Genomic DNA, 19,502 nt, shown 5'->3' with positions numbered 1-19,502 from the left:
GAGTTTCTCTCCTTTTCTCAAAAAAAGGCAGGTCTCCCTGCCAGCTGAATCATTGACCGTTTTTCGCATAATTGGCTTCTACAGCTTGTTTTTCTGCTTCCCACCACTCACGGTTTTCTTTGTACCAACGAATAGTATCAGCTAAACCATCTCGGAAGTTGGTGAATTCTGGAGTCCAGCCTAATTCTTCCCGAAGTTTCGTTGAATCAATCGCATAGCGTAAATCGTGACCAGGACGATCATTGACGTGATCATACGCATCTTTAGGCTGATCCATCAATTCTAAAATTAGTTCCATAACAGATTTATTGTCTTCTTCTCCATCAGCACCAATTAAATATGTCTCACCAATTCTTCCTTTAGTAAGAATCGTCCATACTGCTGAAGAATGGTCATTGGTATGAATCCAGTCACGCACATTTTTGCCATCGCCATAAAGCTTAGGACGAATACCACTTAACACATTAGTGATTTGTCGAGGAATAAATTTTTCAATATGTTGATAGGGACCATAATTATTTGAGCAGTTAGAAATTGTCGCCTGCAAGTTAAATGAGCGAACCCATGCTTTTACTAATAAATCAGATCCTGCTTTGGTTGAAGAGTAAGGACTTGAAGGATTGTATGGTGTTTGGTCAGTAAACTTCTCACCTTCACCTTCTCCATGTCCAGGAAGATCTTCACGTAAGGGTAAATCTCCATAAACTTCATCTGTTGAAACGTGATGGTAACGTACATTATGTTTACGACACGCTTCAATTAATGTGTAAGTTCCAATAATATTCGTTTGGACAAACGGAAATGGATCTTTTAGTGAATTATCATTGTGAGACTCAGCCGCGTAATGAACAACCGCATCCGTTTCTTTCACTAGCTGCTCAACTAATTCAGCGTCCGCAATATCACCTACGACTAATTTTACTTGATCTTCTGGTAAGCCCGCTAAATTTGCTTCGTTCCCAGCATATGTCAATTTATCTAAAACGGTAACGTGAACCTCTGGATGGTGCTTTACTACATAATGAACAAAATTTGAACCGATAAACCCGGCTCCGCCAGTAACAATTATCTTTTTCATGCTTTTGTCTCCTTAGATTTCACCGTATACAAACGGATTTTCTGCTTCAAATTCTTTCAATGTTGGATGCTGCTGATCTTTTTCTGAAGTAATTGCTTTATCCATCGCCATTGGCCATTGAATATTCAAATATGGATCATTGAAGGCAATTCCACCATCCGCTTGTGCATCATAATAATTATCACATTTGTATAAGAAATTGACATTCGGTGTCAAAGTCATGAAGCCGTGAGCATATCCCTTTGGAACCAATAGTTGTCGATGGTTGTATTCAGATAAAATGTAACCTTCCCATTCACCGTAAGTTGGACTGCCTTTACGGATATCTACAATAACATCTAATACAGCACCCGTTACAACTCGAATAAGTTTTGTCTGTGCTGATTTTCCTTTTTGAAAGTGCAATCCTCTCAAAACCCCAGCCTGAGCTGATAACGAATGATTGTCTTGAATAAAGTCAAAATCGATTCCTGCTTCTTTAAAATCTTTTTCAGAATAGCTTTCAGTAAAAAAACCGCGATGGTCGCCAAATACCGCTGGCTCCACAATTTTCACATCGGTTAGTTTAGTTTCAGTTATAACTATTTTTCCCATTAGATTTCCTCTTTTGCTAAGCGTAATAAGTATTGACCGTATTGATTTTTCTTTAGTGGTTGCGCTAATTCAATAAGTTGTTCTTTTGTAATATAGCCCATACGGAAAGCAATTTCTTCTAAACAAGCTACTTTTAAATTTTGTCGTTTCTCAATTGTTGATATAAACGTAGAAGCCTCCAATAAAGATTCATGGGTACCAGTATCTAGCCATGCAAAGCCACGACTCATCACTTCAACAGATAATTTGTTACGCTCTAAGTATTCTTTGTTCACATCAGTTATTTCTAGCTCACCACGGTCTGACGGCTGAATATTTTTTGCGATTTCAACAACATCATTATCGTAGAAATACAATCCCGTGACCGCATAGTTAGATTTTGGCTGTTCCGGTTTTTCTTCTATGGAAACAGCCTGCATATTCTCGTCAAATTCAACAACACCGAATCGTTCTGGATCGGTTACATGATAACCAAATACAGTAGCGCCCTCTTTTTTAGCCGCAGTCCGTTGCAACATACGTGATAGTCCGTCACCATAATAAATATTATCTCCTAAGACTAAGCAAACACTATCATCACCGATGAATTCTTCTCCAATAATAAAGGCTTGCGCCAAGCCATCAGGACTTTCCTGAACAGCATATTCAATATGGATGCCTAGCTCATTTCCATCACCGAACAAACTTTCAAATCGTGGCGTATCCTCTGGTGTTGAAATGATTAAGATTTCTTTAATACCAGCTAACATTAATGTAGACATTGGATAATAAATCATTGGTTTGTCGTAGACAGGCATCAATTGCTTCGAAGTTGCTTTGGTTAATGGGTACAAGCGCGTACCGCTACCGCCTGCTAAAATAATTCCTTTCATGCTTACGCTCCTAACTTTTTCTATACATACGTGTCTCATTATACATGATGTCAGACTAATGGAGAAAGTACTTTAAGTATTTTTTTTGTTTTCAGTGATTCTTTTCTTAACTAAGCGCCACGCCACCCAACGCCATTTAAACTGTTGCCACTTAGATGCTGTCGTTTGGATCTCAGTTGTATTAAGTCCGTGACGGCGATAAAAGACTAGTTTTTCTGGGATAAAGGCCACGCCCTTTTGGTGATCTGCAATTAGTCCAATCCACATATCATGCATGGGGACATTTGTTGGAATTGGTAAAATTACTGCTTTAAGCTCTTTACGAAAAGCCATACCTGCACCGATATAACTGCTGCGCAGCAAATTATGCCAAAAACCTGGTTTGGTATGCCGCAACGCTTGATACGAGGGAATTAATGTCTGAAAATCATTATCCACGATAATCAAGTCGGAAACCACTACAGTTATTTGCGGATGTGATTGGAAATAGTTTTTCATTACACTGATTTTGTTTGGCTGCCAGACGTCATCTTGGTCGCAAAGAAAAATAAGCTCCTTTTGACTTTCGGCAATAGCGTTCTCGAAATTTCCGATTACGCCTGGATGATCATTTTTAAACAAGCGAATTCGATTGTCTTTCCTCTGATACTTTTGCAATATTTCCCAAGTGCCATCAGTTGAAGAATTGTCAGAAATGACTAGTTCATCATGTTTATTTAATTGTGGCAGGATGCTATTTATTTGTGCTTCAATAAACGCTTGTCCATTAAAACTAGCCATACAGACAGAAACAGATAACTCTTGTTTTTTGTGCATGTGATCCTCCTTAGAAGAATTTCCAACCCCATTTATTAAAATATTTCCTCATTGATTGTAGGAAAACGAAAAATAGTTTTCGACTCTTTACTGCTCCCCGTTCATATAAATGGATAACTTGGAATCGCGGTGTATACAATACTTTATAACCAGCAGCTTCCATTTTCCGACAAAGATCATTATCTTCAAAGTACATAAAATAGCGTTCATCAAATCCCTCTACTTCAGCGAATTTGGCCACATCCACTACCATGAAACTCCCAGAAATCATGCGGACATAACTATCTTGGTCATCAGGAAGATTACGGCACTCAAATTTTGCAAGACGCTGATCAAAGATTTTTTTCACAAAACGAAATGGAATAAATCGTAACATATAATCAAAAACATCTAATTTTTGCCGGATTAAGTATTGGGTAGAGCCGTCTTCGTTTAATATCTTCGGCGCTAACAAAGCTGCTTCTGGATGTTGATCTAGCAATGAAACCAGTTCTGTTAGAACATCTTGCTCCAAAATAATATCTGGATTAAAAATTACCGCATATTTTGAGGGCTTGGATAATAAATTATAGTTATGTCCGTAACCAAAACCACGATTGTCTTCATGAAGTGTAACCTGGATAAAGGGAAATTGCTGATACGCCATCAATTTTTCTTGATAGCTACTTTCAGAATGATTATCAAAAATCATAATGTTCACAGCAGGATATTCTCCTAGTTTATCAAGCAATGTATCTAAACTTAAAAAAATTTTGTCACTATTATGAGTAACAATGCTAATAGTGACAATTTCGATATGTGTTTTCATTAATGGCTGGCTCATTTCTTGAAGTATTTCTTGATGACTTGTGAACGATATTCTTTATTCCCGAAAAGTCGGAAGGTTTTTGTTATGAAGCTGTACTTCTCACTAATTAACCCGATAAGCTCCAGTAAAAAGGTTAAAGCAAATCCCATAGCCATGATCAACACGATGGTACCAATTTTACTAGTATAATTGATTAACAACGCAGTAAATGAAAAAAGTACAGCAATCGCATAAATAGTTAATACCGCACCGCGATGACCAAAGCCTAAATCCATTAACCGATGGTGTAAATGCTGCTTATCTGCCACCGATATCGGCATTTTTTTAGCACGCCGACGTATCATGGCAAAAAAAGTATCCGTAACAGGTACTCCAAGGATAATCAAAGGCGTAACAAGAGTAATAAACGTTACATTTTTTAATCCTTCTAAAGATAATACAGCTATCATAAAACCAAGGAACAGTGCACCGGTATCACCTAAATATATCTTGGCAGGGTTGAAATTGTAGGGAAAAAAACCCATGATGCTGGCAACCAAACAGAAGATAGTCAATGAAATATAGGTTGTTGATGCGTGCAAGAAGAAATAACCAATGACACCAATCGTAGTCAAGCCAATGATTGAGACTCCTGCCGCTAACCCATCCAACCCGTCAATCAAATTAACCGCATTGGTAATTCCAAAAATCCAAAAAATTGTTGCTGGCAAACTTAACCAGCCAAGATCTACATGTCCGAAAAACGGAATAGTTAAAAAGTTAAATTGGATATCTGATCTAAAATAAATAATTAAGGCAGCTATCAAGATACCTAAACTTTTTTGCCTAGGATTCAATTCAAATTTATCATCTAACACACCAGTAATTACAATCACAGTTCCACCTAATAATATTGGCACTAAATAAGTATGCGGAATCACATGGCGGAAGAAAAAGAGTGTAGAGACCGCAAAAGTAATGAAAATCGGCAATCCACCAGCACTAGGCATTGGTACCCGATTGATTCGTCTTGCATTTGGGTTATCAACCATTCCTGTTTGTACAGAAATAATTTTAAATATTGGCGTTAAGATCAACGCCATTAAAAATGTTAGAAAATATTTGATAATTAGTCCAAACGAGACTATCATTCTGCCACCTACCTTTTCTCAAAAATATTATAGCGAATTTCCCCTGCTTTACAACCTTCTTAAATAAGCTTAACCAAGTCATTGGTCTGAATCATCAAATTTTGATGACTTTTTTTTAAAGAATTTTAAAAGCTTGTTCACGCGGCTATTGCCTTGCCTTACTTCACGACCAGTCCGAATTTCTTCTAAAGTGACATTAATAATACCGCCAAAAATGACAATAGTCGCAGCAAAATTCAGCCACAGCATCAAAACAATAAAACTTCCAATAATTTGATAACCTGAAATACTACGAGCAAATGTTCGGGCATATAATCCAAAGCCTTGTGCAAGAATCATCCATCCAAGAGTGGCAAAAATAGTACCTGGAAACGTATACCTTAAGCGAACTCTTGCATTAGGAATTACTATATAAATAGCGCTTAAGATAATAATTAATCCGATCAAAGTGATTGGCCAGCGTAGACGGGTAAAATAATCAATGTAAGTTGATGAAAATCCTAATAAAGGCTGTAAGCTTCCCATTATTACCTGACCAACACTAAAAAATAAAGCAATTGCAATAACAGCCATTAACAAAATACCCACCATTCCCACTGAAACAATGCGACTAATCACAAAATTCCCCCGATCTTCTACTCCGTAGGCGCGGTTTAAAGCCGTTTGCAATGCATTTACTCCTTTGCTGGAAGACCAAATCGCTGCTAAAACCGAAATTGACAACAAACCGCCCGAATTGTTAGAAAGCAGTCCTTCAATCGCAGGTTTAAGAAATTCATAAATTTCTGCCGGTATGATTTGACGAACATATGGAAGAACTGTTTCAGGAGTAATACTTAAATAAGGAAGTAAATTCCCGATAACAATTAATAATGGGAAAAATGATAACAATAAATAATAGGCGACTACAACGGATCGGTCGCCTATTTCAGTTTCTTGCACGTGGGTCTGAACAGTTTCAATTAAACGCATTAGTTTTTCATTGCTCTTAAATTTCTCTAGCATAGCGTTTCCTTTTCTAGTATGTGCCTTCTTCCCCTTGAGAGGTTAGTAACTTAGGACCTTCCTTAGTGATTGCTAAGGTGTGTTCATATTGACAACTTATCCCACCATCACGGGTATAGGCGGTCCAGCCATTAGGGTCCATTTTCATTTGCCAGTCTCCAGTATTAATCATCGGTTCAATTGTAATAACCATACCTTCTCTTAAACGCAATCCTTTGCCCGCTTCACCATAATGTGGAATAGCTGGTTCTTCATGAATAGTTGGTCCAATACCGTGTCCGACAAAATCACGCACAACTGAGAATCCTTCCCCTTCAGCATATGTTTGAATCGCATGACCGATATCCCCGATGCGGTTACCTACTTGAGCTTGTTCAATACCTATATATAAAGCTTTTTTAGTTACATCCATTAATCGTTGAACTTCAGGTGAGGCTTCTCCTACGACATACGCCCAGCAAGAGTCAGACATCGCACCTTTGTACTCCACACACATGTCAACTTTGATTAAATCGCCATTTTTTAACGGTTTCTTTCGAGGAAAACCATGACAGATTTCATCATTAATACTAATGCAGGTGGCGTATTTGTAACCTTCAAATCCAATTTGAGCAGCTTTTCCGCCGTGGCTTTCAATAAATTTCCGTGCAAAAACTTCAATATCCCAGCTAGTAATACCTGGTTTAATAAATGTACGTAAATGACGATGGACGTCGGCTAATAATTCGCCTGATTCGTTCATCATTTCAATTTCTCTTGGTGATTTTAATGTGATCATGTTCTCGTCTCCTTTTCATCCTTCCTATTTTAACATATCCCTATTAAGCGAACAAATGCTTAAGGATGCATTTAAAGAAACATTCCATTTTGCTTAGACTTTTGGTATAATCTGCCTAAACATAGTTCCAAGGAGGAAATTTTTTTGACATTAGCAAAAATTGTATACGCAAGTATGACTGGAAATACGGAAGAAATCGCCGACATCGTATCGGAGGCTTTAGAAAATTTAAATATTGAAGTAGAGGTAGATGAATGTACTCAAGTAGATGCTGAAGATTTTCAAGATGCTGACATTTGTGTTGTAGCAACCTACACTTATGGTGAAGGTGATCTGCCTGATGAGATTGTTGATCTTTATGAAGAATTGCAGGAACTGGATTTATCCGGAAAAGTATATGGTGTTTGCGGTTCTGGCGATAGCTTTTACGAAATGTATTGTAAATCTGTAGACGATTTTGACGCCGCATTTGCTAAAACTGGTGCAACTAAGGGTGCTGAAAATGTAAAAGTTGAAATGGCGGCTGAAGAAGACGACATCGAAAACTTAGAAATATTTGCTAAAAAATTAGCTGATGCAGTATTATAATAAGCAAAGGGATCTTTCGTTGAGGAAGATTCCTTTTTTGTATGAAAAAGAAATGCTATGATAAATACACTACAGAAATGGAGGAATAGACATGGTTCTACCAAATTTTTTAGATAATTTAGAAAAATATGCTCGCTTAATTACCAAGGTTGGCATCAATACGCAAAAAGGTGATACAGTTGTTGTTTACGCTAGTGTCGACCAAGCCCCGTTGGCTCGCTTAGTTACTACCAATGCTTACAAACTGGGGGCTGCTCAAGTAATTGTTCAATGGAATGACGATTTGGTACAACGAGAATTTTTAATGCACGCAGACGATAAATTCATCACAACTGTTCCTGAATACAAAAAAGCTGAAGCCGATGATTTTGCTGAAAAACGCGTAAGTCGAATCAGCATTGTTTCATCTAATCCAGATGCTCTATTAGGTGTGGATACAAGTCGAGTTGCTTCTTATCAACAAGCCCGTGGGAAAGCATTAAAGGCCGTTATGCAAGCAACTCAATCGAATAAATTACGATGGACAGTCGTAGCCGCTGCAAGTCCTGCTTGGGCAGAAAAAGTCTTCCCTGAACTGGATACAACTGAAAAACAAACCGATGCACTTTGGGACGAAATCTTTAAGACAACTCGGATTTACAATGATGATCCAGTAAAGGCATGGCAGGAACACGACCAAGCAATGCGAACTCAAGCAGACAAATTAAATAAAGAGCAGTTCTCAGCGCTACATTACACCGCCCCTGGAACCGATTTGATCATTGGCCTACCAAAAAATCATATCTGGGAAGGTGCTGGAAGCTTCGCTGCTGATGGAAATGAATTCATGGCTAATATGCCGACAGAGGAAGTCTTTACCGCCCCCGATCGCAATCGAGTAGACGGTTATATTACTAGTACGAAACCTTTAAGCTACGCTGGTACAACCTTACTGGATATGAAATTTACTTTTAAAGATGGAAAAGTCGTTGATTTTTCAGCAAAAGAAGGTCAAGATGTTTTAGCCTCATTGTTGGATATCGATGAAGGTGCCAAACATCTTGGGGAAGTGGCCCTTGTTCCAGATCCTTCGCCTATTTCGCAATCAGGGATTACTTTTTTCAATACCCTGTTTGACGAAAATGCTTCGAATCATTTAGCTTTAGGAGCGGCTTATCCATTTAGCGTGGAGGGTGGAACTGAAATGACCGAAGAAGAATTGGAACAAGCTGGTTTGAATAGTAGTCAGACCCACGTTGATTTTATGGTTGGATCGAATAAAATGTCTATTGATGGTATCCGTGAAGACGGCAGCCGTGTTCCCGTCTTTAGAGATGGGGACTGGGCACAATAAAAAAACCCTTTTAGATAAGTTTCTAAAAGGGAGAAGTTACACATCTTTGACCGTTTTCGATAAGAAACAAAGAAATAGACAAGATTTGGCACAAAACAATTAAAACCCTTTTAGAATAAGCACTAAAAGGGTTTTTAAACGTCCTTGACTGGAATCGAACCAGCGACCTATCGCTTAGGAGGCGATTGCTCTATCCTACTGAGCTACAAGGACATACTTCTCTATTCTAGCGATTCTGTGTTACTTTCGCAAGGAAAAAAGGCACTATTTGCGCCTTTTTCCTTTGCTTTTTTTCTTTTTACCTTTTGGTTCATTGTTTTCAGGCTTTTCAGTAGTTAGAGCACCGCCATAAATATATACGGGTTCTAATGTAATCCCTAGTTTTTTGGCCGTTCTTTTAGCTTCAGCCAGTTCGGGCGGAGTAACAAAAGAAATAACAATTCCCTCGCTGCCCATCCGACCTACTCGTCCCGCACGATGAAGATAACTTTCTTCGCTTTTGGGAAAATCAACATTCACTACAAACGGCATCGCTTCAATATCCAATCCTCGGCTAGCAATATCTGTGGTCAACAAACCAACTAATTGATGTTTTTTCAGCTTTTCGATTGCTTGTTTTCGCAGCTGCTTGTTTTGATCGGATGCTAAACTGGCTACCGGTAATTTATGAAAGAGTAGCTTTTCTTCCGCAGCACCTAAATCGCTCAATTGATTAAAGAATAACAACCCCCAAAAAGCTGGAATATTCAATAAACGTCGCAAATTGTCGACTTTTTTACGTTCACTGGTTTCTAAATAAAAATGAGCTACATCACCTTGACTAGTGTCCGCTTCACTTACATCTACCACCACTAAGTCGTTATCAATTTGTTGAATTTCGGCTAAAACTTTATCAGCTGTCGCAGAAAAATACAATCGTTGAATCGTTTGCGGCAAGCTTTTCAAAATCCGCTGAATCAGCTGCATATTTTGTCCTTGAATCAACTGATCCACTTCATCGAAAACAACCGTCTTAAACTGATGACTTTTCAACTTTTTGCTAGTCATCAACTCCATGACACGACCAGGAGTTCCAACGATAATCTCTGGTTTTTTCTTTAAAGCATCTTGTTGTCGCTTGATATTAGCCCCGCCGATTAGCGAAAGCACCTTCATTTCTGAACCTTTCAGCCAGTTTCGTGCGACTTCTACCACTTGTATTGCTAACTCCTGTGAAGAAGTTAGAATCAATAGCTGATTCGCTTCTTTAGTCTGTAGTTGATTAAGTAATGGCAAAAGATAAGCTAACGTTTTTCCGCTGCCTGTTGGTGCCACACCCACGACATTTTTTCCTGATGAGATTGGTTCAAATACTTCTGTTTGAATCAATGAAGGGGTTGTAAAACCGGCAGCTTGCCAGTTCTGTTGTAAAAAAGATGCTAATTGTTGATTATCCATATTTTCCTCTATTTCTCATCGGCATCAAAAATGATGCCTGCGCTTTTTCTCATATCATATAAAACTTGGTTCACATTACGAGCTAATTCTACCCATTCCTCATAAAGCAAGCCCAAATCGCGATCCTCAGGATTTAACATAACGGATGCAAAGGCTTCAGCTTCTTCGATCATAGGATTTTTCAATTGATGAACCGGCAATTTTTTCCGACGTTTGTGATTGCGATCATGGAAAATGGCTTCATCAATTGAGTTAATGGCATTCATTTCTAACGTACCGTTGTCTAAATAAATTTCTGCTTTCTGATAGCTGTCATTGATTTTCCCAGTACGAATAGACACATCAAAGTCATCGTAACGTAAAATTCCGTACCCCAGACCATCTACACCTGTAGAAATCAATTTACTAAAATAGTGACTTTCCTTTGGCATGCCAAACCATGCCAGCGCAGCGTAAATAGGATACACACCTAAATCAACTAACGCTCCTCCAGAAAAATGAGGTGAAAAGATATTTGGCTCTTCCCCATCTAACACCAAATCATAGCGGGAAGAATATTTTGAGAAACTAAAATCTGCACCTAAAATACGATCTTTCAACGGCAAGAAATCAGCCACTGTCTTGAAGGCTTTTTCATGAATGTTTCGCGCTGCTTCAAAGAAAAAGACCCGCATTTCATTGGCTAATGTGATAATTTCATCCATCTCCTTTGGTGTGGAGAAGGCTGGTTTTTCGACAATTACATTTTTTCCAGCTAATATCGCCGCTTTAGCCTGCTCAAAATGTAAACTATTGGGAGAAGCAATGTAGATCGTGTCTAGATGAGCGATACTAAAAAAAGTTGACAGATCAACTGCATATTCAACCTCACCATAGCGTTCACCAAACTCTTGCGCTGTTTCTAAACGTCTAGAATAAACTGCTGTTAACTGATACTTCCCAGTAGCCAGCGCTGCTTCGACAAATTGGTGAGTTATCCAATTGGTTCCGATAATTCCTAAATTGATCATTCGTATTCCGCCTTTCAAAGATTAGGATCGATAAACGCTTGAGCCAAATCAAAGGAAACTTCTCCTTTTAACTCAATCATTGATTCATCTACTTCACAATTATACGCTAAAATAGTCACGCCGTCTTGCTTGGCTTGCATAACTGCTTGAAAAAAATCTGGCTGCATTGCTTTATGGATCGTTGCTGCTTTGATTTTAGAAAACTGGACGATGAATAACAAATAACTATGATAACCTGCTGCTACTGCTTCAGTCAATTCAAGTACGTGTTTTTTTCCTCGTAGTGTAGGAGCATCTGGAAATGCACCAATCCCATTGTTTTCTAAGGTCATACCTTTCACTTCGACAAATCCTTTTTCGCCAAAATCTGTTTCAAAATAAATGTCGAATTTTGAATTTCCATAACGGTATTCCCGCTTCATAAAAATAATTTCACCAATCAGATTAGGAAGAACAATCTTTTTTTGTAACAATCCTTCTGCCGCTAAGGAATTAGGGATTTGCGAATCAATGTTGATCCACATTTCTCCCTTTTTTACAGCAATAAGATCATAATCTGTTTTTCTTTTAGGAGAAGGCTGATAATTTAAAGCTACCAAAACTTCTGGCACTAGCAGCTCCTTACTTCTTCCCGTGTTTTTCACATGTACAATCACTTGTTCACCCGTCGCCTCTAAACAGCAGTGAGCGATAAAACGGTTAGGCCGCTCAATAAAATGAGCTAGTTGAATATTGGAGTACTTCATCTTTATCAAAATCCTTTAAAATTATTAAATACTGCTTAAGCCCGATAGTCACTGGACATTCTTTATTATATAGTAAAATGAAAGATTATAGGGAAGGAGCTTTTTCATGAAAAGAAAATGGCATGTTTTTCTTGGTGCTTCTTTAGCTGCTGGTGCACTAAGTTTGTTTTTACGCAAAGAAGAGGCTGCGCTTGAAGATCCTAGCTCGCTTTATGTTGGCTCGTGGTCATTTTTCCATCCCAAAGAGGTCAAAGATCATGTACTTACCATTTATCCAGACTTATCCATGACCATCGACGGTAAAGCGATTGCTTATCAATTGATTGAGCTAACAAAAAACAAACTAACTATTCAGGATCAATTTGGCTATCATTTAATTATTCATACGGAAAACGGAGTGCCCTCGATACTCTATGACGAAGCAGATGATGTTTCATTTCCAATATCTTCCACGACATAAAAAGTCTGCTGCACGGAAAATGTGCAACAGACTTTTTTGTTTATTGATAAACTAATGCTCTTAGTGTCTGATCGACTGTTTCAGCAGCTTTGCGACCTTCCCGAATCGCCCAAATAACTAAGCTTGGTCCACGTTTCGCATCACCGGCTACATAAACACGTTCGTTGTCAGTGGTGTAATTATCATAGATTTCATGAACATCAAATCCATCTAACAACCGTTGTTCAGCTCCGGTAAAGCCCATTGCTAACAAGACTAAATCAGCTTTTAAAACTTTTTCGGTTCCAGATACTGGTTGAAAACGTTCATCGACTTGCGTTGTTTCAATCGCAATTACTTGCCCACGTTCTGCCCCAATAAATGACGTTGTCGAAGTACTATAGTAAGTTAATTGATCTTCATTGTTAGCTAACCCTTCTTCTTGTCCATATCCCGTTCGGTTGATCATGGGATATTCCGGCCAAGGATTGGTAGCTGTACGATCTGCTGGTAATTGTGGCGTTATCTCCAGTTGTTTAACCGAAGTAGCCCCTTGGCGAATCGCTGATCCGATACAGTCATTCCCTGTATCACCACCACCGATAACGACAACATGTTTACCAGCTAACTTCTTACTTGTAGCTTCTTTGCCATGTTTCAAGACATCTTTTGTACATTCAGTCAAATAATCTACTGCGAATTGTACACCGTGTAATTCACGGCCTGGAACTTTCAAGTCCCGTGGCACACTGGCACCACTCGTGATAATTACTCGGTCATACTGACTTTGTAATTCTTCACCTGTGATATCCACTCCAATTTCGGTGCTTAAGACAAACTGAATGCCAACTTCTTCCATCACTTTGATGCGACGTTCCACCACATCTTTGTCCAATTTCATGTTCGGAATACCATACATCAGCAATCCCCCTGCACGATCACTGCGTTCATAAACAGTTACGTTATGCCCAAGTTGATTTAATCGCCAAGCGGCGGATAAACCAGCTGGTCCTGAACCAACTACTGCTACTTTAAAGTCTGTTCTTTCCACAGGTATTCCTGTTTCTTTGACCCAGCCATTTTCAAATGCATGATCGATAATAAATCGCTCATTGTCGTGAATGGTCACGCCTGAGCCATTTAAGCCTTCAGTACAAGCTTTTTCACAAGGCGCAGGACATACCCGACCCGTCATTTCTGGTAACGGGTTGGTTTTTACTAAACGATCAAATGCCTTTTTGAATTCTCCACGATAAACTAGATCATTCCATTCAGGAATTAAGTTATCATTAGGACAACCTGAAACCGCACGTTTTCCACCATAAAAAATGCCAGTATGACAGAAAGGAATGCCGCAGCTCATACAACGAGCTGCTTGCTCTTGGCGCTCCTCAGCGGTTAATGGTATTTGCAATTCATTCCAGTCTTGAACACGTTCTTCAACTGGACGATAAGGATTATCCTTGCGGGCATATTTTAAGAAACCAAATGGATCTGCCATGTTTAGCCACGCCCCTTTCCAACAGGTACGGTTTGGACGCCGACTACTTTGTTGAAGGCTTCTTCAACGAGAGCATCCCCAGCTAGTCCTGTTTTCGCTAATTCTTCTGTTACACGAATCATTTCGTGGTATTCGCTCGGATATACCTTAACAAAATGTTGTTTTTCTTCTTCCCAATTTTCCAGCAACTTCTCAGCCTTTTTCGAGTCTGTAAAGACTAAGTGTTTTTCAAGCAGCTCTTTCAAAGCAGAATCGTCACCCGTTTCATCTAGTTTGAAAAGTTCGACCATTTCCATATTACAATTTCCTGCTAGTTTGTCTTCCGGATCATAGACGTAAGCTACCCCACCAGACATACCTGCAGCGAAGTTACGACCGGTTGAACCAAGAATAACGGCAATACCACCAGTCATATACTCACAGCCGTGATCGCCAACACCTTCAACAACTACTTGTGCGCCGCTGTTACGAACACAGAAGCGTTCTCCAGCACGACCACGGAAGAAGGCTTCGCCTCGATTGGCACCAAAGCATGCCACATTCCCCACGATTGGCGAGTGTTCGACATCATAAGCGGCGTCTTCAGGTGGAACAATGATCAATCGTCCGCCACTCAAACCTTTAGCCACATAGTCATTGGCTTCACCAATCAGTTTTAATTCCATACCTTGTGTGGTAAAAGCACCGAAGCTTTGACCGGCGATTCCGCGATACGTATATTTCAACTGACCTGGAGTTAATTCGTAATTACCGAAACGTTCAGCGATCCAACCACCCATTCGTGCACCGACAGAGCGGTTTACGTTGTTAATCGGTTGTTCGATGCGAACAATTTCGCCATTTTCAATGGCATTTTCAGCAAAGTGATCTAGTTCTTTCCATTGACGCTTGTCTGTGAAAGGATCTTCGACTTTACGTTCGATACCCACGCTAGTTGATAGAATCCGGCTAAAATCAAGCGATTTTGCCTTGCCTTTTGCCACAAAGCGCGGTTGAAGAACTTCCGTATGACCAACCATTTCATCAATACTTCTAAAACCTAATTCCGCCATAATTTCTCGTAAGTCTTCCGCAATAAACATCATTGTGTTGATAATATGTTCAGGCTTACCGACAAAGAATTTACGCAGTGCCGGATTTTGAGTCGCTACACCTACCGGACAAGTGTTCAAGCTGCAAACCCGCATCATAACACAGCCAATTGCTACCAATGCTAAAGAAGCAAAGCTGTATTCTTCTGCACCTAGCAATGTCGCCATAGCAACATCGCGACCGGTCATTAGTTTCCCATCAGTTTCTAGAATCATTCGCTGACGTAGGTTATTCATTGCTAATGTTTGATGAGCTTCTGCTAAGCCCATTTCCCATGGCAAACCAGCATCTCGGACAGAGTTCCGTGGAGAAGCTCCTGTACCGCCATCGTAACCAGAGATAACGACAACATCCGCTCCGGCCTTTACTACCCCGGTTGCAATTGTACCTACGCCTGTACTAGAAACCAATTTTACATTGATTTTAGCGTATGGGTTGATCGTTTTTAAATCATAAATTAATTGAGCTAAATCCTCAATTGAGTATATGTCATGGTGAGGTGGTGGCGAGATTAATCGCACACCAGGTGTAGATCCACGAATTTCGGCAACCCAAGGGAATACCTTGTTTCCTGGAAGTTGTCCACCTTCACCAGGTTTTGCTCCTTGTGCCATCTTGATTTGCAGCTCTTCAGCGCTCATCAAGTATTCAGCATTCACACCGAAACGGCCGGAAGCTACCTGTTTGATTTTACTATTGTAGTTTTTACCATCCGCTTGCGGCTTGAATCGTTTACGGTTTTCGCCGCCTTCACCACTGTTGGATTTTGCACCAATGGCATTCATTGCTTCAGCAATACATTGATGGGCTTCTTCACTTAATGAACCATAAGACATAGCGCCCACTTTGAATCGTTTCACAATGCTGGAAGCTGGTTCAACTTCAGACAGCTTCACTGGATGTCGTTTGCTGGCAAATTCCCACATAGAACGCAAAGTAGTTGGTGCTTTATCAGCTTCTTCATTCATTTCAGTCGCATAACGTTTGTACAACTCGTAGTCGCCGGCACGTACAGCTTGCTGGAAGTTATAAATTGTTTTCGGATTGTATAAGTGATGCTCGCCTTCTGCTTTAAACTGGAAGCTTCCGCCTGACCCTAAGAAATCATTACTTTTAGAGCCATAGGCTAATGTATGGCGATGCAAGTATTCTTCTTCAATTTGAGCAAGTGACAATCCGCCAATTCGGCTGACTGTGCCTGTAAAGTATTGGTCGGTAACTTTCTGACTAATCCCAACAACTTCAAATAGTTGTGCACCGTGATAGCCAGCAATTGTTGAAATCCCCATACGAGACATTACTTTTACGATACCTTTTTCAGCGGCTTTCCGATATTTTTCAAAGCCATTTTCAACTGAGAAATCTTGCAGCGTCGCATAAGCTCCGTATGGATGAATTCCACTAGCACCATAACCAATCAACGTAGCAAAATGATGAACTTCGCATACTTCGGCAGAATCAACAACAATACTAGCTAGTGAAGCCTTTCCTTTACGAACTAAATAATTATGCAGGCCAGAAACCGCCAAAAGAATCGGCATCGCCATTTTTGATTGCTCTGGATTGCGGTCACTTAGCACGATAATCGTTGCACCTTTATCAACTGCAGCTTCTGCATGTTTAAACATTTGTTCTAACGCATCTTCTAAACGGTTCGTTGTTTCACATACATTGTAAAGAGTAGAAACAATGACTGTTTTTTGGCCTTTCGCATTCAGTGAAACAATTTTCTGAAAGTCTTCTGTATTCAAAACGGGACTTTCAATTTTTAACTTCTGACAATTGACAGCAACATCTTTACTAATGTCCCCATCGCGACCTAAGAACATTTCTGTTCCGATAACTAACTGCTCGCGGATTGCATCAATCGGCGGGTTAGTAACTTGTGCAAATTGTTGTTTGAAATACGTGAACAATGATTGCGGTTTTTCGCTTAAAACAGCTAAAGGTGCATCAAAGCCCATTGAAATAACTGGTTCTTCACCGTTTTCAGCCATTGGTAGGATCGCTCCACGGATAATTTCATCCGTATAGCCGTTCAAACGCCACATTTGTTTCAATTCAGCTTCAGTCATTTTTGTTTCAATTGGCGCATCGGTTGTTAATTGATCAATTTCCAAACGGTTTTTTTCCAACCATTTTTGGTATGGATGACTTTTGGCGTATTTTCCTTTGATTTCTTCATTGCGATAAAAACGCCCTTTAGTTGTATCTACTAAGATCATGTTAGCAGGCCCTAAGACCCCTTTTTCAATGATGTTTGATGATTCGAAGTCAACGACACCTGATTCAGACGCAACTTGTACTAGTCCATCTTTAGTAATTGAATAACGTGATGGACGTAATCCATTTCGGTCAAGAGCAGCGCCCACTGTATCACCATCAGTGAAACATAATGCAGCTGGTCCATCCCATGGTGCCATAAAGCTAGCATTGTATTCGCTAAAGGCAGTCATTTCTTCACCTAAGCCGGCTTCTTCAGACCAAGCTTCAGGAACCATCATCATTAAGGCTTGCGGAATATCGCGACCATTGCGATATAAATACTCCATACAATTTTCTAATTTGGCAGAGTCAGAATCTTCCTCATTGTAAACTTCGACGCCATGACTCTTCATCCAGTTTTCGGCACCACGCAAGGTGTTAATTTCACCATTGTGAGCTAAAAAGCGGAAAGGCTGTGCTCGATCCCAGCTAGGAAATGTATTAGTGGAAAAGCGTGAATGGACAACTGCGATACTTGCCTCAAATTCAGGATCTTGCAAATCCTCATAAAAGACTCCTACTTGATAAGCATGTAGCATCCCTTTGTAAACAATTGTTTTAGCTGACAAGCTACATAGCGACATTTCATCAGAATGATAAGTCTTTTCTAGTCTTCTGCGCAACCGATACAAATGATCTTCAAACATCCGACCTGCTTTAACATCCATTGGTTTTTTAACAAATAATTGGACAAAACTTGGCATGACTCTTTGAGCACCTGGCCCACAATTTTCAAATTGGAATGGAACATCACGATGCCAGATTACAGGATAACCTGCAGTTTCCATGTCATGTATGATTGCTTGCATGAGTCCTAGCTTTTGCTTCTCTTCTGCAGGCAAAAAGAACATCCCCACTGCATAGTCACCTTTAGCAGGCAACGTAATCGCTTCTTTCTCCGCTTCACGACGGAAAAAACGATCCGGTACAGTGATTAAGATTCCGGCACCATCCCCAGTATCCGGTTCTGCTCCAGTTCCACCTCGATGATTCATTCTTTCTAGCATTGTTAATGCATGTACAACTAATTCCCTTGATGCATTTCCATGCATTTGAGCAATAAAGCCCATACCACATGCGTCCTTCTCGAAAGAAGGGTTGTACATGGTTGGGACTCCAGATAGCGTCTTATTCGACATATTGGCACCAATCCTTTAAATAATTTGACAATTCTCATTTATTTTTAATATATTACCTTGTTTACTCGAGTTAAGCAATACTTCTTAGAAATTTTTTTTCTTTCTGCCAGTCAACCTTAATAATCCCTAAACATAGCAGTTAAATCAAATGGTAAAAAAAGAGATTATTTGATAAACTTATCCTGATATGTGCAAGTCTTGAAAGGATGACCCATTATGACACCGAATCGCGAAGATTATTTGAAATTGATATTAGAACTAGGCGGCGACAAACAAAAGGTCAGCAACAAGCAAATTGTTTCTGGACTATCAATCTCCGGCGCCTCTGTTAGCGAGATGATATCGAAATTAGTAAAAGAGGGTTTAGTTAGCCATTCTCCCTACCAAGGAGTACAATTAACTTCATCAGGTTTAGAAAAGGCAAGTACTCTTGTTAGGAAACATCGACTATGGGAAGTATTTCTAGTCAACCACCTGGGCTATTCTTGGAATGAAGTACATGATGACGCTGAAGTGTTAGAACACGTTACGTCTTCTCAGCTGGAAAAAAGACTTGATATGTATCTGGAGCACCCAAGATATTGTCCACATGGCGGAATGATTCCTCAAGATGGACAAGTTATTCATGAGAAAGAACGTCAGACCTTAGCTGATTATGCAACAGGTGCTAAAATTAGAATTGCACGCGTTCTAGACGAAAAAGATTTACTTGATTACCTTGTGAATCTTAATGTAAACATCCATGAAGAATTTACTATCTCAGATGTTGCAGCTTATGAAGGGCCGGTTACTTTAACCAACGATCAAAAACAAGTCAGTATCAGCTACAAAGCTGCCAGCACTATTTTTGTTGATCAACTATAAGGAGAGT

Annotated in this window: 17 protein-coding genes and 1 tRNA gene; 4 read left to right on the top strand and 14 right to left on the bottom strand. The window is 39.6% G+C overall.

Going from position 1 to position 19,502, the window contains the following annotated elements:
* Window positions 1-49: 49 nt before the first annotated feature.
* The 8 genes from rfbB to map all read right to left on the bottom strand — a co-directional run bounded on the left by rfbB (window position 50) and on the right by map (window position 7,081).
* Entirely contained in the window at window positions 50-1,078 is a 1,029-nt protein-coding gene (gene rfbB, locus IGI42_RS15985) for a dTDP-glucose 4,6-dehydratase (RefSeq protein WP_438716864.1), read from the bottom strand.
* Window positions 1,079-1,090: 12 nt separating this feature from the next.
* Window positions 1,091-1,672 (bottom strand): dTDP-4-dehydrorhamnose 3,5-epimerase, encoded by a 582-nt coding sequence (gene rfbC / locus IGI42_RS15980; RefSeq protein WP_438716863.1) that lies wholly within the window; start codon window positions 1,670-1,672, stop codon window positions 1,091-1,093.
* Window positions 1,672-2,544 carry a glucose-1-phosphate thymidylyltransferase RfbA gene (gene rfbA / locus IGI42_RS15975; protein WP_438716862.1) on the bottom strand — a complete coding sequence of 291 codons (873 nt, stop codon included), beginning with the start codon at window positions 2,542-2,544 and terminating at the stop codon, window positions 1,672-1,674. Before rfbA ends, rfbC begins: the two co-directional genes overlap by 1 nt.
* 72 nt (window positions 2,545-2,616) lie before the next feature.
* The gene (locus IGI42_RS15970) at window positions 2,617-3,360 is read right to left on the bottom strand and encodes a glycosyltransferase family 2 protein (RefSeq protein ID WP_438716861.1); all 744 of its coding nucleotides are present in this window, start codon (window positions 3,358-3,360) and stop codon (window positions 2,617-2,619) included.
* Between the two features lie 10 nt (window positions 3,361-3,370).
* The gene (locus IGI42_RS15965) at window positions 3,371-4,168 is read right to left on the bottom strand and encodes a glycosyltransferase family 2 protein (RefSeq protein WP_438716860.1); all 798 of its coding nucleotides are present in this window, start codon (window positions 4,166-4,168) and stop codon (window positions 3,371-3,373) included.
* A gap of 11 nt (window positions 4,169-4,179) precedes the next feature.
* Window positions 4,180-5,298, bottom strand: coding sequence for an MraY family glycosyltransferase (locus IGI42_RS15960; RefSeq protein ID WP_438716859.1), 1,119 nt, complete (start codon window positions 5,296-5,298; stop codon window positions 4,180-4,182).
* A gap of 78 nt (window positions 5,299-5,376) precedes the next feature.
* Window positions 5,377-6,303 carry a YihY/virulence factor BrkB family protein gene (locus IGI42_RS15955; protein WP_438716858.1) on the bottom strand — a complete coding sequence of 309 codons (927 nt, stop codon included), beginning with the start codon at window positions 6,301-6,303 and terminating at the stop codon, window positions 5,377-5,379.
* A gap of 13 nt (window positions 6,304-6,316) precedes the next feature.
* Window positions 6,317-7,081: a type I methionyl aminopeptidase gene (map, locus tag IGI42_RS15950; RefSeq protein ID WP_438716857.1), complete on the bottom strand. Its 765-nt coding sequence runs from the start codon at window positions 7,079-7,081 to the stop codon at window positions 6,317-6,319.
* Between the two features lie 144 nt (window positions 7,082-7,225).
* On the opposite strand from map, the gene IGI42_RS15945 reads away from it, so the two are divergent.
* On the top strand, window positions 7,226-7,669 hold the full coding sequence (locus tag IGI42_RS15945; protein WP_438716856.1) for a flavodoxin: 444 nt from the start codon (window positions 7,226-7,228) through the stop codon (window positions 7,667-7,669).
* A gap of 91 nt (window positions 7,670-7,760) precedes the next feature.
* Entirely contained in the window at window positions 7,761-9,002 is a 1,242-nt protein-coding gene (locus IGI42_RS15940) for an aminopeptidase (RefSeq protein WP_438716855.1), read from the top strand.
* 139 nt (window positions 9,003-9,141) lie between these two features.
* On the opposite strand, the gene IGI42_RS15935 is transcribed toward IGI42_RS15940, so the two are convergent.
* From IGI42_RS15935 to sfsA, 4 genes are all read right to left on the bottom strand, one after another.
* Window positions 9,142-9,215 (bottom strand) — tRNA-Arg (locus IGI42_RS15935).
* A gap of 51 nt (window positions 9,216-9,266) precedes the next feature.
* A complete protein-coding gene (locus tag IGI42_RS15930) occupies window positions 9,267-10,439 on the bottom strand; it encodes a DEAD/DEAH box helicase (protein ID WP_438716854.1) in 1,173 nt (390 codons plus the stop codon).
* Between the two features lie 8 nt (window positions 10,440-10,447).
* A complete protein-coding gene (locus IGI42_RS15925) occupies window positions 10,448-11,449 on the bottom strand; it encodes a Gfo/Idh/MocA family protein (protein WP_438716853.1) in 1,002 nt (333 codons plus the stop codon).
* A gap of 14 nt (window positions 11,450-11,463) precedes the next feature.
* Window positions 11,464-12,195 (bottom strand): DNA/RNA nuclease SfsA, encoded by a 732-nt coding sequence (sfsA, locus tag IGI42_RS15920; RefSeq protein WP_438716852.1) that lies wholly within the window; start codon window positions 12,193-12,195, stop codon window positions 11,464-11,466.
* A 106-nt stretch (window positions 12,196-12,301) separates the two neighbouring features.
* Between sfsA and IGI42_RS15915 the strand changes: the two genes are divergently transcribed.
* Complete coding sequence (locus IGI42_RS15915; RefSeq protein ID WP_438716851.1) at window positions 12,302-12,655, top strand: DUF4828 domain-containing protein; 354 nt, start codon at window positions 12,302-12,304, stop codon at window positions 12,653-12,655.
* Window positions 12,656-12,695: 40 nt separating this feature from the next.
* Here the strand turns inward: IGI42_RS15915 and IGI42_RS15910 are convergent, their stop codons facing one another.
* Both IGI42_RS15910 and gltB read right to left on the bottom strand, forming a co-directional pair.
* Entirely contained in the window at window positions 12,696-14,135 is a 1,440-nt protein-coding gene (locus IGI42_RS15910) for a glutamate synthase subunit beta (protein ID WP_438716850.1), read from the bottom strand.
* Between the two features lie 2 nt (window positions 14,136-14,137).
* Complete coding sequence (gene gltB, locus IGI42_RS15905) at window positions 14,138-18,631, bottom strand: glutamate synthase large subunit (RefSeq protein ID WP_438716849.1); 4,494 nt, start codon at window positions 18,629-18,631, stop codon at window positions 14,138-14,140.
* A 216-nt stretch (window positions 18,632-18,847) separates the two neighbouring features.
* Between gltB and IGI42_RS15900 the strand changes: the two genes are divergently transcribed.
* Entirely contained in the window at window positions 18,848-19,495 is a 648-nt protein-coding gene (locus tag IGI42_RS15900) for a metal-dependent transcriptional regulator (protein WP_438716848.1), read from the top strand.
* Window positions 19,496-19,502: the final 7 nt, after the last annotated feature.

Origin of the sequence: Enterococcus sp. AZ109 (assembly GCF_051714625.1) — a bacterium.
GTDB lineage: Bacteria > Bacillota > Bacilli > Lactobacillales > Enterococcaceae > Enterococcus_A.
Note: the sequence above shows the minus strand (reverse complement) of the source record. Positions and strands in the feature narration are given on the sequence as shown.

Coding starts and splice junctions, on each gene's coding strand:
- rfbB (WP_438716864.1), bottom strand. CDS start 1,078: ATGAAAAAGATAATTGTTACTGGCGGAGCCGGGTTTATCGGTTCAAAT.
- rfbC (WP_438716863.1), bottom strand. CDS start 1,672: ATGGGAAAAATAGTTATAACTGAAACTAAACTAACCGATGTGAAAATT.
- rfbA (WP_438716862.1), bottom strand. CDS start 2,544: ATGAAAGGAATTATTTTAGCAGGCGGTAGCGGTACGCGCTTGTACCCA.
- IGI42_RS15970 (WP_438716861.1), bottom strand. CDS start 3,360: ATGCACAAAAAACAAGAGTTATCTGTTTCTGTCTGTATGGCTAGTTTT.
- IGI42_RS15965 (WP_438716860.1), bottom strand. CDS start 4,168: ATGAAAACACATATCGAAATTGTCACTATTAGCATTGTTACTCATAAT.
- IGI42_RS15960 (WP_438716859.1), bottom strand. CDS start 5,298: ATGATAGTCTCGTTTGGACTAATTATCAAATATTTTCTAACATTTTTA.
- IGI42_RS15955 (WP_438716858.1), bottom strand. CDS start 6,303: ATGCTAGAGAAATTTAAGAGCAATGAAAAACTAATGCGTTTAATTGAA.
- map (WP_438716857.1), bottom strand. CDS start 7,081: ATGATCACATTAAAATCACCAAGAGAAATTGAAATGATGAACGAATCA.
- IGI42_RS15940 (WP_438716855.1), top strand. CDS start 7,761: ATGGTTCTACCAAATTTTTTAGATAATTTAGAAAAATATGCTCGCTTA.
- IGI42_RS15930 (WP_438716854.1), bottom strand. CDS start 10,439: ATGGATAATCAACAATTAGCATCTTTTTTACAACAGAACTGGCAAGCT.
- IGI42_RS15925 (WP_438716853.1), bottom strand. CDS start 11,449: ATGATCAATTTAGGAATTATCGGAACCAATTGGATAACTCACCAATTT.
- sfsA (WP_438716852.1), bottom strand. CDS start 12,195: ATGAAGTACTCCAATATTCAACTAGCTCATTTTATTGAGCGGCCTAAC.
- IGI42_RS15915 (WP_438716851.1), top strand. CDS start 12,302: ATGAAAAGAAAATGGCATGTTTTTCTTGGTGCTTCTTTAGCTGCTGGT.
- IGI42_RS15910 (WP_438716850.1), bottom strand. CDS start 14,135: ATGGCAGATCCATTTGGTTTCTTAAAATATGCCCGCAAGGATAATCCT.
- gltB (WP_438716849.1), bottom strand. CDS start 18,631: ATGTCGAATAAGACGCTATCTGGAGTCCCAACCATGTACAACCCTTCT.
- IGI42_RS15900 (WP_438716848.1), top strand. CDS start 18,848: ATGACACCGAATCGCGAAGATTATTTGAAATTGATATTAGAACTAGGC.